This is a genomic window from Mesorhizobium sp. P2_B5 (assembly GCF_056404775.1).
The window spans coordinates 202,570-217,363 of sequence record NZ_JBFUDJ010000001.1 but is presented as its reverse complement, the minus strand read 5'-3'; the positions used below and the strand labels follow the sequence as shown (position 1 = coordinate 217,363).

The 14,794-nt window shown below is 61.2% G+C and carries 15 protein-coding genes and 1 pseudogene; 8 read left to right on the top strand and 8 right to left on the bottom strand.

What is annotated here, in order from left to right; translation table 11 throughout:
- Positions 1-17: 17 nt before the first annotated feature.
- Positions 18-902 carry a carbohydrate ABC transporter permease gene (locus AC1D1N_RS01155; protein WP_352589928.1) on the top strand — a complete coding sequence of 295 codons (885 nt, stop codon included), beginning with the start codon at positions 18-20 and terminating at the stop codon, positions 900-902.
- Positions 899-1,741, top strand: coding sequence for a carbohydrate ABC transporter permease (locus AC1D1N_RS01150; RefSeq protein WP_436261762.1), 843 nt, complete (start codon positions 899-901; stop codon positions 1,739-1,741). Before AC1D1N_RS01155 ends, AC1D1N_RS01150 begins: the two co-directional genes overlap by 4 nt.
- Before the next feature lie 64 nt (positions 1,742-1,805).
- Here AC1D1N_RS01150 and AC1D1N_RS01145 read toward each other — a convergent pair whose 3' ends face one another.
- Together AC1D1N_RS01145 and AC1D1N_RS01140 are read right to left on the bottom strand one after the other, a co-directional pair.
- Positions 1,806-2,879 carry an ABC transporter ATP-binding protein gene (locus AC1D1N_RS01145; RefSeq protein ID WP_477346200.1) on the bottom strand — a complete coding sequence of 358 codons (1,074 nt, stop codon included), beginning with the start codon at positions 2,877-2,879 and terminating at the stop codon, positions 1,806-1,808.
- A gap of 275 nt (positions 2,880-3,154) precedes the next feature.
- Positions 3,155-3,925 carry an alpha/beta hydrolase gene (locus AC1D1N_RS01140; protein WP_477346199.1) on the bottom strand — a complete coding sequence of 257 codons (771 nt, stop codon included), beginning with the start codon at positions 3,923-3,925 and terminating at the stop codon, positions 3,155-3,157.
- 214 nt (positions 3,926-4,139) lie between these two features.
- Here AC1D1N_RS01140 and AC1D1N_RS01135 point away from each other — a divergent pair, with 214 nt between their 5' ends.
- Both AC1D1N_RS01135 and AC1D1N_RS01130 read left to right on the top strand, forming a co-directional pair.
- Positions 4,140-5,102: a cupin domain-containing protein gene (locus tag AC1D1N_RS01135; RefSeq protein WP_436261759.1), complete on the top strand. Its 963-nt coding sequence runs from the start codon at positions 4,140-4,142 to the stop codon at positions 5,100-5,102.
- Positions 5,103-5,506: 404 nt separating this feature from the next.
- A complete protein-coding gene (locus AC1D1N_RS01130) occupies positions 5,507-5,788 on the top strand; it encodes an FCD domain-containing protein (protein ID WP_477346198.1) in 282 nt (93 codons plus the stop codon).
- Positions 5,789-5,999: 211 nt separating this feature from the next.
- Here AC1D1N_RS01130 and AC1D1N_RS01125 read toward each other — a convergent pair whose 3' ends face one another.
- A complete protein-coding gene (locus tag AC1D1N_RS01125) occupies positions 6,000-6,674 on the bottom strand; it encodes a peroxiredoxin-like family protein (protein ID WP_436261757.1) in 675 nt (224 codons plus the stop codon).
- Between the two features lie 577 nt (positions 6,675-7,251).
- On the opposite strand from AC1D1N_RS01125, the gene AC1D1N_RS01120 reads away from it, so the two are divergent.
- The gene (locus AC1D1N_RS01120; protein WP_023679231.1) at positions 7,252-7,809 is read left to right on the top strand and encodes an OsmC family protein; all 558 of its coding nucleotides are present in this window, start codon (positions 7,252-7,254) and stop codon (positions 7,807-7,809) included.
- Between the two features lie 59 nt (positions 7,810-7,868).
- Positions 7,869-9,098 (top strand): NAD(P)-binding domain-containing protein, encoded by a 1,230-nt coding sequence (locus tag AC1D1N_RS01115; protein WP_477346197.1) that lies wholly within the window; start codon positions 7,869-7,871, stop codon positions 9,096-9,098.
- A 65-nt stretch (positions 9,099-9,163) separates the two neighbouring features.
- Here the strand turns inward: AC1D1N_RS01115 and AC1D1N_RS01110 are convergent, their stop codons facing one another.
- Positions 9,164-9,385 carry a hypothetical protein gene (locus tag AC1D1N_RS01110; protein ID WP_477346196.1) on the bottom strand — a complete coding sequence of 74 codons (222 nt, stop codon included), beginning with the start codon at positions 9,383-9,385 and terminating at the stop codon, positions 9,164-9,166.
- A gap of 141 nt (positions 9,386-9,526) precedes the next feature.
- On the opposite strand from AC1D1N_RS01110, the gene AC1D1N_RS01105 reads away from it, so the two are divergent.
- Positions 9,527-11,110: a winged helix-turn-helix domain-containing tetratricopeptide repeat protein gene (locus AC1D1N_RS01105; RefSeq protein WP_477346195.1), complete on the top strand. Its 1,584-nt coding sequence runs from the start codon at positions 9,527-9,529 to the stop codon at positions 11,108-11,110.
- A gap of 271 nt (positions 11,111-11,381) precedes the next feature.
- On the opposite strand, the gene AC1D1N_RS01100 is transcribed toward AC1D1N_RS01105, so the two are convergent.
- Entirely contained in the window at positions 11,382-12,233 is an 852-nt protein-coding gene (locus AC1D1N_RS01100; RefSeq protein WP_477346194.1) for a hypothetical protein, read from the bottom strand.
- Between the two features lie 80 nt (positions 12,234-12,313).
- Between AC1D1N_RS01100 and AC1D1N_RS01095 the strand changes: the two are divergent.
- Positions 12,314-12,427 (top strand): annotated as a pseudogene (locus AC1D1N_RS01095) (transposase); the annotation flags it as partial.
- A gap of 104 nt (positions 12,428-12,531) precedes the next feature.
- On the opposite strand, the gene AC1D1N_RS01090 reads toward AC1D1N_RS01095, so the two are convergent.
- The 3 genes from AC1D1N_RS01090 to AC1D1N_RS01080 form a co-directional block, all read right to left on the bottom strand.
- A complete protein-coding gene (locus AC1D1N_RS01090) occupies positions 12,532-12,684 on the bottom strand; it encodes a DUF1059 domain-containing protein (RefSeq protein ID WP_477347337.1) in 153 nt (50 codons plus the stop codon).
- A gap of 506 nt (positions 12,685-13,190) precedes the next feature.
- Positions 13,191-14,075 carry an ankyrin repeat domain-containing protein gene (locus AC1D1N_RS01085; RefSeq protein WP_477346193.1) on the bottom strand — a complete coding sequence of 295 codons (885 nt, stop codon included), beginning with the start codon at positions 14,073-14,075 and terminating at the stop codon, positions 13,191-13,193.
- Positions 14,076-14,339: 264 nt separating this feature from the next.
- Entirely contained in the window at positions 14,340-14,789 is a 450-nt protein-coding gene (locus AC1D1N_RS01080) for a CoA-binding protein (protein WP_352590102.1), read from the bottom strand.
- Between the last annotated feature and the right edge of the window lie 5 nt (positions 14,790-14,794).

Sequence of the window (14,794 nt, the reverse complement as noted above, 5' to 3'; positions counted from 1 at the left end):
ATATTTGAGGAAGAGCCATGCTTCGCAACTCCCGAACTGAACGTCTTGTCGCGCTGGTGCTGGTCGCTCCCTTCCTTGCGATCTACTTGCTGGCGTTCGTCTATCCGACGGTTCAGATGTTTCGCATCTCCTTCACCGATGCGCCGCTGATCGGCGAGGGTCGGTGGGTTGGTCTCGACAACTACCTGCGGCTCGACAACGACCCGATGTTTCGGCGCGCGGTCTGGAACACCGCTTACTTCGTGCTGATGACGGTCGTCCCGGGAACACTCATCGCCCTGTTGATCGCGCTTGGCGTGTCCCGCCTCAAGGGCCGGTTCCAGGCGACCGTGCTGGCGCTGTTCTTCCTGCCCTACATCCTGCCGGTGTCCGTGGTCTATTTGATCTGGGACTGGACGCTGAATTTCCAGTTCGGGATTGCGATGCATGTGCTGGACTGGCTGGGAATCCCGCGCGTACCTGTCTTTAAGTCGCGCGCCTGGTTCCTGCCGGCGGTGGCCGGGGTGACGATCTGGTGGACCGCAGGTTTCTCGATCCTCCTCTTCCTCGCCGGACTACGGTCCATACCAGTGGAGATCTACGAAGCCGCGGCGCTCGACAACTCGACGCGATGGACCACGTTCCGGCGTATCACCTGGCCACTGCTTTGGCCGATCACCTCGCTGGTATTGACCATCCAACTCATCCTGCAGCTCAAGATCTTCGATCAGGTCTATCTGTTCTCGATCGGCGGCCGGCCGAACGACAATATGGTGCTCGTCTACTACGTCTTCCAGAAGGCCTTCCAGCAGAACCAGGGAGGCAGGGCTGCGGCTGTCGCCGTCACCCTCTTCGTGCTTGTGGTCGTCGTCTCGGTCCTGCAATTCCAACTGCTCCGGCTCGCCGAGAGGCGGCGCCGATGAACGCCATGGCTGCGCAGCGCTGGACCTTTTGGGGCGGGATAATCACGGCACTGACGCTCGTCTGGGCCATCCTATGGGCATTCCCGCTTTATTGGGGTGTGATCTCATCGCTCAAACCGGACGACGAAGTCGTCCGGCCTTACATCGAACTCTGGCCGGAGACGCCGACGCTGGAGAACTATATTTCCGCCGTGACCACCACACAGATCGGCACCTGGTACGTCAATTCGGTGGCGGTCGCGGTCGGCGTAACGATCATCACCATCTTCATCTCGATGCTGTGCGGCTACGCGATCTCCCAGTTGCGGTTCCCGGGGCGGATCGCGCTATGGTGGCTGATCCTCGCCTCCTTCATGGTGCCAACTTCTGCGCTGATCATCAATCATTTCGTGCTGGTCGCCAACCTTGGCCTGCTCAACAGCTGGGCTGGAATCATGCTGCCGCAGCTCATCCATCCCGTCATCATCATCGTGTACAAGCAATTCTTCGATCAGGTCCCGAAGGACTTCCGTGAGGCCGCGGTCATGGACAATGCGTCTGAATTCGGGATCCTCTTCAAAATCTACGTGCCGATGAACTGGGGGGTAACGACGGCGCTGTCGATCGTCTGCTTCATCTGGACGTGGAACGCGTTCTTGTGGCCGTTCCTCTCTGTTACCCGCACCGAGATGATGACGATCACCGTCGGCATCACGCAGGTCAATGACGCCTTCGGCGTCTACTACGCGCGCCAGCTGTCGGCAGCTGTACTGGCCGGCCTTCCCGTGGCACTGGCCTACCTCTTCTTCCAACGCCGAGTAACCGAAGCGATAACGCTCTCGGCCGGTATCAAGGGCTAGCCTCGGCCCGCAAGCGAAGCGCAACCCCAGGGGGCACGACCCCGGTCGGCAGATTCAGGCCCGGTCAGCGCGCGTGCCAGGTCGATCCGTCCGCGGCGAAAAGATGGAGGGCGGCGGTGTCGAACTTCAGCCGAACGGCGTCGCCCGGTTTGACGCTCGAGAGCCCGCGATCCTGTGCTGTAACCTGCGTCCCATCAGCGAGCCGCGCATAGACGAGCGTTCGCTCGCCAAGGCGCTCGACAACCGTGGCCGTGGCGGATGTTTCACTGCCCTCGGAGACGACAGTCAGCGACTCCGGCCGCACTCCCAGTTCGCGCCAATCCATGTTGACCGGCGCGCCGGGAAGGTCGACGAGCGATCCATCCGTCAAGCGCGCCTTGAGCCTGTCGCCTGAGCCTGAAACCGTAACAGGTAGAATGTTCATCGCTGGAGACCCGACGAAGGTCGCGACGAATCGCGATGCCGGACGTGCATAGACCTCGTCGGGTCTTCCCATCTGCTCTATCCGGCAATCGTTGAGGATCACAATACGGTCGGCGAGGGTCATCGCTTCCACCTGGTCGTGGGTGACGTAGATCATCGTCGACTTCAAACGCTGATGCAGTTCGGCAAGCTCGACGCGTGTACGAGCTCGAAGCGCCGCGTCCAGATTGGAGAGTGGCTCGTCGAACAGGAATGCCTTGGGCTCCTTGACGATCGCACGCCCGATGGCCACGCGCTGGCGCTGCCCGCCGGAGAGCTGCGACGGCCGCCGGTGGAGCAACGCTTCGATCTCCAAGATACGCGCAGCCTCAGCGATCCGTTGGCGTATAACATCCGGCGCGACCCGAATGTTCCTCAGCCCAAAGGCCATGTTCTCCGCGACTGTCATATGTGGGTAAAGCGCATAGTTCTGGAAGACCATCGCAACGTTGCGCCTGCCCGGCGCCAGGTTCTCCGAGCGCACCCCGTCGATCGTCAGCGTGCCCTCGTCAATGCTTTCGAGACCGGCGATCATCCGGAGCAGCGTCGTCTTGCCAGAACCGGACGGGCCGAGAAACACGACCAGCTCTCCTGACTCAATGTCCAGGCTAACCTCGCGGATCACTTCGACTGCGCCAAAGTGCTTTGAAACGCCCGACAGCGCGATTCCCGTCATGCCTGCGATCCTTCTTTCCTCCATAATTTCGGATAAATACCCGATGTCAAGGAACGTGGGGAGCTACGGCACAAGGTTTCCAAGCTATCTTGCCAAAAGCCGACCGTCTGCAGTCGGTCCCATTCACGACGCTTCGAGACCTTGATGCTAGGCTATAGTGGCCCCAACATTACCCCCCCAGAAAGCTGATGCGTCCGAACGACAGGACGGAGGCACTCCCCAGTCCGCCGAGCACGCGTGGTGCTCCCGGCACTAAGGTGCCGGGAGCGGTATTGTCACTTCACGAGTGCGGCCTTTTCGATCACCGCGGCGACTTCCTTCGCGTGGACGACGAGGGAGGCATGGCTGCCGGCGACCTCCGTCGTCTGGGCCTTCATCCTGTCGGCGAATATCTTCTGGACCTCGGGTGCGATGACCTTGTCCTTCGTGCTGATCACATAGAACGTCGGCTTGTCGTGCCAGGCTGCCTTGTCGACGGGAGCCTCGAACGCCGTGTGGTTCAACGGGAGCTGATGGTTTGCCAGGGATTCGGCGATCTCCGGAGGAAGGTCAGCCGCGACAGCCGAAGGAAACACTTTGGGGTCGATATAGAGGTTGCCCTTTTCGTCGGGATGAATTGCCGCGCCGCCTTCGGTTGCCGGACCGCTCTTGGCCAAGCTCGCCAGAGATTCTCCCACGTCGGGCGCGAATGCGGAGACGTAGACGAGCGCCGAGACGTTCGGATCGTCACCTGCCTGCGTGATGACCACACCGCCCCAGGAGTGGCCAACGAGAACCGTCTTGCCCTTCTGTTTGGCGAGCGCCTGTTTGGTGGCATCGACGTCGGCTGCGAGGGATGTGAGCGGGTTTTCGACCAGCGTTACGTTGTAGCCCTTCTTCGTGAGGATATCGGCAACCGGCTGCCAACTCGTCTGGTCGACGAAAGCGCCATGGACGAGCACGATATTGTGCGCCGCCCCCTTGGGCAGTTGAGCTGATTGGGCGGGGGCGGCAAACGTTGCTCCGGCCATGAGGACAGCGGCGACGGAGAGTAGAAGATTTCGCATTCATTGCTCCTGTTGGGATGACGGACGACGGGGGTCCGGGGAAGGGCAGGCGTGTCGGCAAGAGTCGCGGTTCTCCCATCTGCCGTTTGGGCGATGGTTCGCCGCGCGACCCGTTAGCTCGACTTGCGACCAAGTAGTACGTGGAGCATTTGGACGTTAGGCCTCAATCGTCCGAATATTGTGTCTGACCGTCCGTCGTATTAACAGCGGCAGGATGGACATCCTCGCCCAAGTGCTCGATCGCGTTCGGCTCGGCGGAACTCTGCTGTTCCACTTCGAACTAGGCCATCCATGGAATCTGGCATTGCCGGCGCGCCCCTACGCCCTGTTCCATTATCTCAGCCGGGGCTCAGCTACCCTTGCGCTCGACCAGGGACGAGAACTCCACATGAGCGCGGGCGACTTTGTCGTCATCACACGCGGCGAGCCTCACATGATTTATTCGGATCGCCGGACGAAGCCGTTACCGATCCTGGACCTCGATCGACTGCCCGGACGTCTTGGCGTCGTTCGTCATGGCGGCAACGCGGAACCGCTCTCGACGATGATCTGTGGCAATTTCACCGTGGAGCGGCCCTCGCGCGGCAGCGTGTTGGAACTGCTGCCGCCCCTGCTTCTCCTGAGGCCGACGGAAGACGGCGGATGGCTCGAGGCTATACTGCAACGCATGGTGAGCGAGTCGGCGCTTGCGCGCCCCGGCCAGGACGTCGCCCTCTCACGACTGACGGAAGTGCTCTTCGTCGAGGTGCTGCGAAGCTGGATCAAGTCTCTCGCTTCCGGAGAAGGCGGGTGGCTGGGGGCGATGGCGGACCCGCACATAGGACCGGCGCTTCAGTTGATCCACGAACGACCGGATCAACCCTGGACCCTTAGCGACCTGGGGCAGCGCGTGGGGCTCGGTCGCTCGGCGTTCTCAGCTCGCTTCACCAACCTCGTCGGCCAATCCATGTACCGCTATCTGATCGCACGCCGGATGTCGGAGGCTGCGTTTCTGCTCGAAACAAGCGACGAGGGGATTGCACGGATTGCGACCCGTGTCGGCTACGAGACCGCGGCCGCGTTTTCGAAGCTGTTCCATCGACATCATGGCCTGTCGCCCGGCCGGTATCGAGCAGTTCGCCGGTCTGACGGTGGCCGAAGGCAAGGGGGCGTGCTGGAAGCAGAAGTCGCGGACTGACCTCGACCAAGCTTGCTTCTGGAAGGTCTGGCGATGGGCGGCGGGGGCTCCGGCAGGATGAGGCGGAAGAGGCGCTGGAGGTGGATACGGAGCCGACGCTTGGGGGTGTAGAGGCCTCGGCGAAGTGCGCCGTTCGGCCTCATAGTAGCATTCGCCCTGCAATTCAGGTCAGGCAGGTACGGCCGGCCACTTTGCGCTTCATATCGGCCATCGAAGCGAGCTCTGCCGCCGCCTGAAAGCAGGAGCGGCAACCACGCTGGACGTCGCAGGTGCGCCTCATGTCAGCCGACGAGGGAGGCAGTTGCTCGATCCGGCAGCCGCCCTTTGCGGCAACCAATGCCAGCGCAACCGAACTGAACGCGGTTCGCGAAGCGTCGCATTAGACGGCATGCGACGCCAAGGACATGCCGGATTTCGAGCATTGGGGCGCCGAATTCCATCACCGAGTATTCGCGTGCTGCCGCGACGACCTCCTTAAAGAGATCCGCAACCGCTTGCACGCCATTCGGAATCAATCGCCCTGGTTCGAAATGAAGAAGTGCTCGTTCTCGGAGGAACGCCGCCGGAGGTATTGCGACGAGCACCAGGCAATCCTGGATTGTCTGGTTCGCCGCGCTCTGGAATGTGCGAAAAATGCGATGCTGGCGCAGCTGAAAACCGTCGAACGAAATCTACTGGGGCGGTAAGCCGGCGCATCGCCGCAGACCTGCAGCAAGAGGCCGCTGAGCCCGCAGTGCGGACGCCGCTCGGCTCGCGCTGGTAGTAGGGCGGCTGGACGACCGCGCCCCCGCCCCCCGGGTTCATGGCAGGCGAGTGCGGTCCCGATTGTAGGGCACCATCAGGCGACGGCGGCCAACTTCGCCTAACCTGCGCCTAGCCCCCTACCGAAGCTGCTCCTTACCTTCCGATTTGCGACGCGACCGACATCATCGCCTCAGAGTTCGGGCGGGCGCCCAAGCCGCCATCGAAAACCTCGGAGAACGTCCAGCGAACGACGCCGTTGCGGTCGAGCAGGAACTGGCCCATGAGCTGGCCCACGCCGGTCGCCATCATTTGCTGGTCCGCTTCAGTGATATCGTAATTGTCTTTTTTGTTCAGATAATCGAGCGTGGCAAACGGATCCATCGGCTCAGGCATTTCGCCCGGCACGTTGAGCCGTATCGCCTTCACATCGCTCATTGAGACCTTGTGCGGCCATGCGCTCTCACCCTCGGTGATCTGCATATTGGGGAGCCCAAAAGCGCGGTGAGAAGCTCGCTCAGGATCAGACGCCGCGAGCAGAGCCGGCATCGGATGATAACGGAGATAAAGGCGTGCCCGTTCGATCGGCGTGTTCACCACCGTCAGGGTTTCGATGCCCTTTGCGTTAAGGGCTGGTGTGAGCAGCGAAACCGTCGCGATATGACGCCTGCAAAAAGGACAATGGAGACCTCGATACAATCCGACCAGCACCGGCTTCTCGCCGCGGAAATCGTCGATAGCTATCTTGCCCTCGCGAGTAATCGCGTCGAGCACGAAATTGGGCGCCGTTTCGCCAAGTTGCAGCGGGCCTATGTCGAGACGTTCTGACATGCTGATCCCTCCTAGCGGGCCAATCGACAACAGATGTGCGGGCGGGTGGCTTGAGCCCATGTTGCGGCACATACGTCCTTGGGCCTGCTGAAATGGCGGTCGGCCTAGGACGGCTTCGACAATCCATTCATAGCACGGAGGGCACCGCTTTTACACTAGATGGCGCCCCACGAACGCTGCACCTCCTCGGGCAGACGATCCCACAGCCAACTGCTGGGCCTCGTCACTCCATAACTCATTTCAAGTGCGCACCCACAACGATGACCTCATTGTTCGCATCGCGAATGGCAGCAAACGGTACTAGAGGGCCTGTCAGCTTTGCGCCGCATGTCGGCCATAGAGGCGAATCTCGCCGCGCCCGGAAGCAGACACTGCAATTGACCACGCTGAAGGTCGTGGTCGTGCCAGAGCCTGCAAAGGCGCAACTCGGTACACGAGGGCGAACATTCCGCAGCGGAAACAACTTGAAGAAACGCTTCGCGACCCATAGCATGCCCAGCCATGGTGAAATCTGATCGGGAGGTCAGTGAGATCGGTCGGGTTTTTGAGCCAGTGCAAGGTAGGGAGGACAATAATTATGGCTTCCGAAGTACAGGCAAACAACGGCGTTAACGTAGAGGCGCTGCTCGGCGCACGCGAAGCGCTTACCAACGCCCCGGAGGCGGCGCAGTTCAAGTGGCGCGCGGCCTGCGAATGGAAGGATGGCACCCACAGCCACTCGTCGGTCGAGAGCTTCTACGGTCTCGGCGAGGATCAGCATCGCAAGACCACCTTCACATTCGACGCAGACCATCCGGAGGTCTTCGCTTCCCAGGACAAGGGCGCCACGCCCGTCGAATACGTGCTGGTCGGACTGGCGAGTTGCCTGACCGCTGGCATCGCCGCGGTTGCCCAGAACCGGAACATCCAGTTAAAGTCGGTGAAGGCGACCATCGAAGGCGACATGGATCTCGCCGGAATACTCGGCATCGACAGCGACGTGCGCAACGGCTTCAGCGGCATCACGGTGAAATACAACATCGACGCCGACGCCAAGCGCGAGGACATCGAGGCTATCGTCGCTCAGTCGCAGAAGCGGTCGGCGGTCTATGACATTGTCACCAATCCGACGAACGTCACGGTCGTGGTGAACTGAAAGGCGCTTCGAACCGTAGACTCTCCTGATGAGAGGGTGCGATTAGTTCCGTCACTACAGTGATCGTCGGCGCGGGGCACGCGGGGCTCGCTATGAGCCGCTGCCTGGCGGAGCGCTCTATCGACCATGTGCTGCTGGAGCGCGGCGAGATCGCCAATACCTGGCGCACCGAGCGATGGGATTCACTGCGGCTGCTCACCCCGAACTGGCAGAGCCGGCTGCCGGGCTTCCGCTATGACGGTGACGATCCCGACGGCTACCGGACGATGCCTGAGGTGATCGATTTCCTCGGGAACTATGCCAAGGCGATCTCGGCTCCGGTCAGAACCCACACGACCGTTACCTCGGTTCGCAGCGACGGGGCGGGATATCTTGTGCGCACGGACGGCGGCGAGTGGCGGTGTCGGACCGTCGTGCTGGCGTCGGGCGCGTGCAACATCGCGCGCCTGCCCGACGTCGCCAGCCGCGTGCCGCCGTCGGTCGCCATGCTGACGGCACAGTCCTACCGCAATCCGCGTCAGGTCGCCGACGGTGGCGTGATGGTGGTGGGCGCGTCGTCGAGCGGCACCCAGATCGCACAGGAGCTGCAGCGTTCGGGGCGTCAAGTGACCCTGTCGGTGGGCGAGCACATCCGGGCGCCCCGCGTCTATCGCGGCAAGGACCTCGAATGGTGGATGGACGCCGCCGGCGTGCTCGACGAGCGTTACGACGAGGTGGACGACATCAAGCGGGCGCGACGGGTTCCTTCGCTGCAGCTTGCCGGCACTCCCGACCGCACCACCCTCGACCTCAATGCGCTCGACGACCTCGGCGTCCGGCTCATCGGTCGTCTTGCCGGCATCACCGAAGACGGCAAGGCCCAGTTTGCGGGGTCGTTGCGCAACATGTGCGCGCTTTCCGACCTCAAGATGGCCCGGCTGCTCGACCTCATCGACGAATGGGCGCGCGCCAACGGCCTGGACGCTACGGTCGGGCCGCCGGATCGCCCGCCGCCGACCCGTGTCGAGGACAACCCGCCGCTCGGCCTCGATCTTGCCGGAGGCGCTATCAGGACGATCATCTGGGCCACCGGCTACCGGCCGGACTACTCCTGGCTGGAACTGCCGGTCCTCGACCGCAAGGGCCACGTCCGTCACGACGGCGGTGTAGTGGAACATCCGGGCCTGTACCTGATGGGGACGCAGTTTCTGCGCCGCCGCAAGTCTTCGCTGATCGACGGCGCTGGCGACGACGCGCGTGATCTCAGCGATCATCTGGCTTCTTACCTCAGGCAAAATTCAACCGGCTAGGGGCGTGGACTCATTGGCACGCAGCCATAGCCGTATCGATGCCGACAGGATGAACGCAAGGGGAGTTACCAACTGGGATCATCCCGACCTTCGAGATTATCGTCTGGGGCGACCTGCGGCTGGCGACGGGGACCGGCGTAAGGGGCCACGTAGGCCATGTTGAGTGCATCGCCCACCAAACTGAACATGGCGTCAAGCGATGCGCCGATTTCGAGCCTCGGAAAGCTTGGCCGTGGCAGTTTAAGGCGGCGGATGGTGATCGGGGCGGTTGTGGACATGTCGGTCATGGTGTCCTCCTGTGACGATGAGAATGACACCGCTACCCACTCAGGTCCTGGGCCCGGACCTGAAGAGTCCTGAACAGCCCTGAAGTTCGCCTTCAGGATCATCTTGGATTATCCTGCCCGCGAGGGATGGGTTCTTGGCCAATGGACTTGGAGTTTGGGAACTACCGCCTGAAACGTGCCGAACGGCTGCTGCTGGGGCCGAAGGGGCCGGTGGAGCTTTCGGCTCGCTCCTTCGACATTCTCGCCATGTTGCTCGAGAGGCCGGACGAGGTGGTCGGAAAGACGGAACTCTTCGATGCGGTCTGGCCGGGCCTGGTGGTGGAGGAGAACACGCTGCAGGTCCATATTTCGGCGCTGCGCAAGGCGCTCGATGCCGGCATGATCATGACGGTGCACGGCCGGGGCTACAAATATGCGGGACCGAGGCCAGTCGCGGGGTTATCGGCCGCGCCAGTTGTAGGTGAGGCTTCGTCGCCGACCAAACCGTCCATCGCCGTCCTTCCCTTCGCCAATTTGAGCGGCGATGCGGCGCAGGATATTTTCTGCGAAGGATTGGCGCTCAACATCATCGCCAGCCTCGGGCGCTTTCACGAGTTGTTCGTCATCGACAGGTTTTCCACCCTGGCCTACCGGAACCGGTCGGTGACATCGGCTGAGGCCGCGCGTGAACTTTCGGTTCGCTATATTCTGGAGGGAAGTGTTCAGAAGGCTGGGGATCGCATCCGCGTCTCGGTCCAACTTGTCGACGGAGCCGAGAGCCGGCAGCTTTGGACCGAGACCTATGACCGGCAACTGACGGATATCTTCTCGGTCCAGGACGAAATCACCGGGACGATCATCGGCACGCTTGCGTCCGGCTATGGCGGCAGGCTCGGCAAGGCCTGGCGTGACCGAAGCAAGTCCGCCGGACTCGAGAGTTTCGTCGCCCTGGACCATCTCCAGCGCGCCATTGATGCCTGTCGTTTCAGCAAGGAAGGAGAGAGCCTTGCCAGGGAGCATCTGACCAGGGCAATCGAATGTGATCCGAGACTCGCCAAGGCCTATAGCAAAATGGCAATGAGTCACACGGTCGACGCCTGTTGCGGCTGGGCCGACGACTATGATGTTTCGATGGAACTGGCCCGCCAATGGGCAGTGGAGGCGATTGCCTGCGACGACGGCGATTCCTGGTCCTATTGGGCTTTCGCTAACTATCATTTGTATACATTGAATCATGGCGTGGCACTTGAGGCCTTCCGGAAGGCCCTCGAATGCAATCCCAACGACGCCGACGTGACGACCGACTACGCTCTTTGCCTGAGCTATGCGGGCAGGGCGGAAGAGGGCATCGAGCACGCACGAAAGGCCATGCGCCTCAATCCGTTTCACTATGAATGGTACACTTCCCAACTGGGCCAGATCTATTTCGATGCTCGCCAATACGACAAGGCCATCGCCACCTTCGCCAGCCTGCGATCGCTGGATAGCGCCATCATGCGCATCTATCAGGCCGCCAGCTTCGCGGCCGCCGGGTACCAGCAGCAGGCCCAGAAATCGGTGAAACGCGCTCTCGAACTCGATGTCGGCGCCACGCTGGAAAAATGGACCGATCCGAAGCTCGCGCCCTATAGCGATGCCACTTACCTTGAGCACTTCTGCAAGAATCTCCGCAATGCCGGCCTGCCGGAGCGAGCCGCACCGCAGTCGCTTTCGGAACGAAGCGTACATCCCACGAGCAGCGTTTAGAGAACCGGATTATGAACACGCGGGCAGCGTACTCATAGATTCAGCATGTCCGCTTAGCGCCGCTGAAAGCTGTCTTTAGAGCGCTAAGTTCGAATTGCCGACATCGGGCCATTCGAATTCCGCACACTAAAGCGCAGCCTTTGAACGCTCAAACACGGAGCTGGTCATCGGCCACACCTCCTCCGGCGCGGAGGAACGGCCGCAGCGGGCAAACGCGAGCCAGCGGTGAGCTCCACTGCCTCGTTAGACGAGACGATGCTCTGGCACCCTCTCATGTCTTCGGATACTCGCTTAAGTGCCGGATCTTAAGCTCGCGCGGAGTTTCCGAACCGCGCTGGATCAGGAGACCCACCTCGTCCCCGAGCGAGTGCTTGCGGATCGCAACCTGAACGTCCCAGAAGCCGCGCACCTGTTGGCCATCAACCGCGAGGACTAGTTCTCCCCCTAGCACTCCGGCCCGCGCCAGCTGGCTATCCGGCTTGGGAGTTTGGAGGACGAAAGCGGGCGGCTCCGACTCGATCGGGACTTCAGAAGGCCAGGGAAGACCAGGCCGAGATGCAGCCGCATCGCGCCAGGCGGTGGTCAGTGTTTGGGTGCCATAGTCCACGCAGCCGCAGGCACCGAGACCGCACATGGGGCAGAGACATGCGCAGTGAAGCCCGTCCTGGGCGAGCTGCCGGGCCACAACCCCTGGCAGCAGCTGCGCCGTGGATAGTGCAGCGTCGGCATGCGCCTTCAGATGCTTCGGCGCGATTTCTCTGAGACGCGGCTCATAGAGCCGAAGCGCCACCTCGAACAGCATCGCGTAGCCGAGTGCGCAATTGTGGAACGCTAGGGATAGGTCCCGCAGTGCCTCGGCGAGTGCGTTGGACTGCCGCAATACGGACAGAGGGCTCGTTATCTCGCCACTCGGCTCGGCCGGACCGGACTCCTTGAGGTAGGCAGCAAGCTCATCGCAGTGCAGCTGCACCATCGGTCGGAGGCGCTCAATGGCGGCAAGGGTATCGGGGTGCCCGGCGGACAATTGCTGCGCTCGCTCAAGCCTTCCTGCCACTTCACCCTCATTCGCGACGAGTTCTGTCACGGTACGGCGGATTAACTGGAACCTCAGATCGGCTGTCATTCCCTGATCCTCCCTGTGCCTTTCGGAGTAGTAGGCAATCCATACAGCGATGGCTTTGCCTCCCGGATGGAACTTGATCAATGCGCTACGAACTCAACGATCACGAATGGGCCGCCATCAAGCCGATGCTGCCGAACAAGCCGCGCGGCGTTCCAAGGGTGAATGACCGCCGCGTCCTCAACGGCATCTTTTGGGTCCTACCTAGGCGTCGCCCAAAGCCCCAGAAACGTGAAGGACGAGCCTCTAGCATCCAGGACACTTGATGACGTTAGCGTTCGCAGTTCCGGCGAAAGCGGACCTAACTGGCGACAATCAGGTTTTGCAGTTGCTCCCGGTCAGCCTGCGACCACTGTTTCGGGTCTTCGCCGTGGGCGACTTCAGCGTGAAGTTCGACGTGCTTCATTACCTCTGACGCGCTCTCTGCCGTGAAGCTCGCCGGGCACGCTTCCATCCCCGGATAGTCCCTGCACCGATACGTGTACGGCATCGCTGCCTCCGTATATTAGAGAACGCTTTAGGAAAGCGAGGGAACGCGAGTTTTGTCAATATGCCTTTCTAAGCCGTAGCAGTTTTGCGCGCAGGGGATGCAGTGCGGCGGCTGGAAGACAGATTGCTAGAGTGGCGGGGCAACGGGCTTCAGGTCGGCGAACTCTTTGGTCACATCGCTGGTCGAACATGGCTATCCGGGCAGCCCAGCGCATTGGCTGACTTCCTGGCTAGGAGCAGCATCGGTCCTCGACCGCAAGGGCTACGTCCGTCACGACGGCGGTGTAGTGGAACATCCGGGCCTGTACCTGATGGGGACGCAGTTTCTGCGCCGCCGCAAGTCTCTCTGATCGACGGCGCCGGCGACGACGCGCGTGATCTCAGCGATCATCTGGCATCGTACCTCCAGGCAAAGTACTATCGCCTAGCCAACGCAGGCCCGTAGCAGCAGTTGCACAAGATACCCTCGATTCAGGGCAGCGGGATCGGCTTGTCGCTGAGTGTGCGCAAGTAGGCGATCAGGTTGACCCGTTCGGTGTCGTCCGGGACACCAGGAGTCTCCATCTTGACGCCCGGCGTGGTGAGCATGGGCCCGAAGAGATATCTGTTCAGGTCCTCGTACGTCCATACACCCTCCCAGCCCAGCAACGTGTCGGAGTAACGCATATTTGCCACAGATGCCTTGTCGCGGCCGACGACGCTCCACAAGTTCGGTCCTATTTTATTCCCTCCTTGTGGCTCGGCGTTGTGGCAATTGGTACACCGGCCGGTGAAGTAGGTTCGCCCTTTCTCGACATCGGCAGAAGCCAACTTCATTGAGATTGGGGCTGGTATTGGCAAGACGACGCCGTGCGACAAGAGATAGTCGGCAACTTCGCGTTGCCCCCTGCTTTTTGCCAGATGGAGCGGTGTCTTGCCGTCCATTGTCTTCGCATTCACGTCTGCGCCGGCCTCGACCAGTGCCTTCACGCAGTCGAAACAATCGAGAGCGACGGCGACATGAAGGGCGAATTCGCCACCACGGTTGGTATTTGGATCTGCGTCCCGCTCCAGCAACAGCTTTAACAGATCGATCTTACCTGGCCCGACAGCCGCCATCAGCGGGGGACCCCCAGTCGTCTGGGCGTTGACGTCCGCCCCACGCTCTATGAGCAGTTTTGCCGCTTCGATGTGGCCCATCCAGACCGCAAGATAGAGCGGCGTTGCAGTTCCATCACTCTCATCTATACCGGCGCCTGCATCGAGCGCCGCCGTGATCGCCGCGACATCGCCCGCCATGGCGGCGTCGTGAATGTCGGCGGCATGCGATACAATCGGTGCAAGCAGCAGTGGAATGAAGAGCAAGGGCATGCGCATTTGGCATCTCCCAAGGCAAACTGCGGTGTGTCACGCTTTCAAGCCGACAAAAGTACCACGACTGCCTGATCGTAGCCACTTCCAACCAGTGCCTAACAGATTGTGGAAGCCCCCCCGAGAGAATGAAAGTTTTCAGCAAGGCCGGCCATGTCCTTGCTGGCCGTCTGGTAACGGGCCGTAAGGTCTCATCCGGATCGTGAGCGCATGTTGCGCCAGACGTCCGCTTTGAGAGCGAAAACAACGCCGAATTCTGCGCCCCTGCAGTCATATTCCCAAATGCAGCTTTGGCTTCCAGAAGGGGCGGAACAACTCAATCTTGGGACAGCGGTTCATCACCACTTTCAAGCCCGCTTCCTCCGCCAACTGGGCGGCAGCGTCATCGCGCACCCCAATCTGACCCCACAGAACCTTGGCATTGATTGCGATGGCCTCCTGTGCAACTTCCAACAGGTCTTCGGAGCGGCGAAAAACCTCAACCATGTCCACAGGCCGGTCGATGGCCGCTAGTGACGCGTACACCTTAAGCCCTCGAATCTCATCCAGACCGGGACTGGGGTTGACCGGGATCATGTCGTAGCCGACTTCGTGCAGCACCCTGAGTACCCCATAGGAAAATTTGGTCTTATCGGGGCTGGCCCCCACCATCGCGATGGTTTTGACCGATTTCAGAATGTCTTGCAGATAAGCCTCCGAATAGGGCTCATCATGATTCATATGGG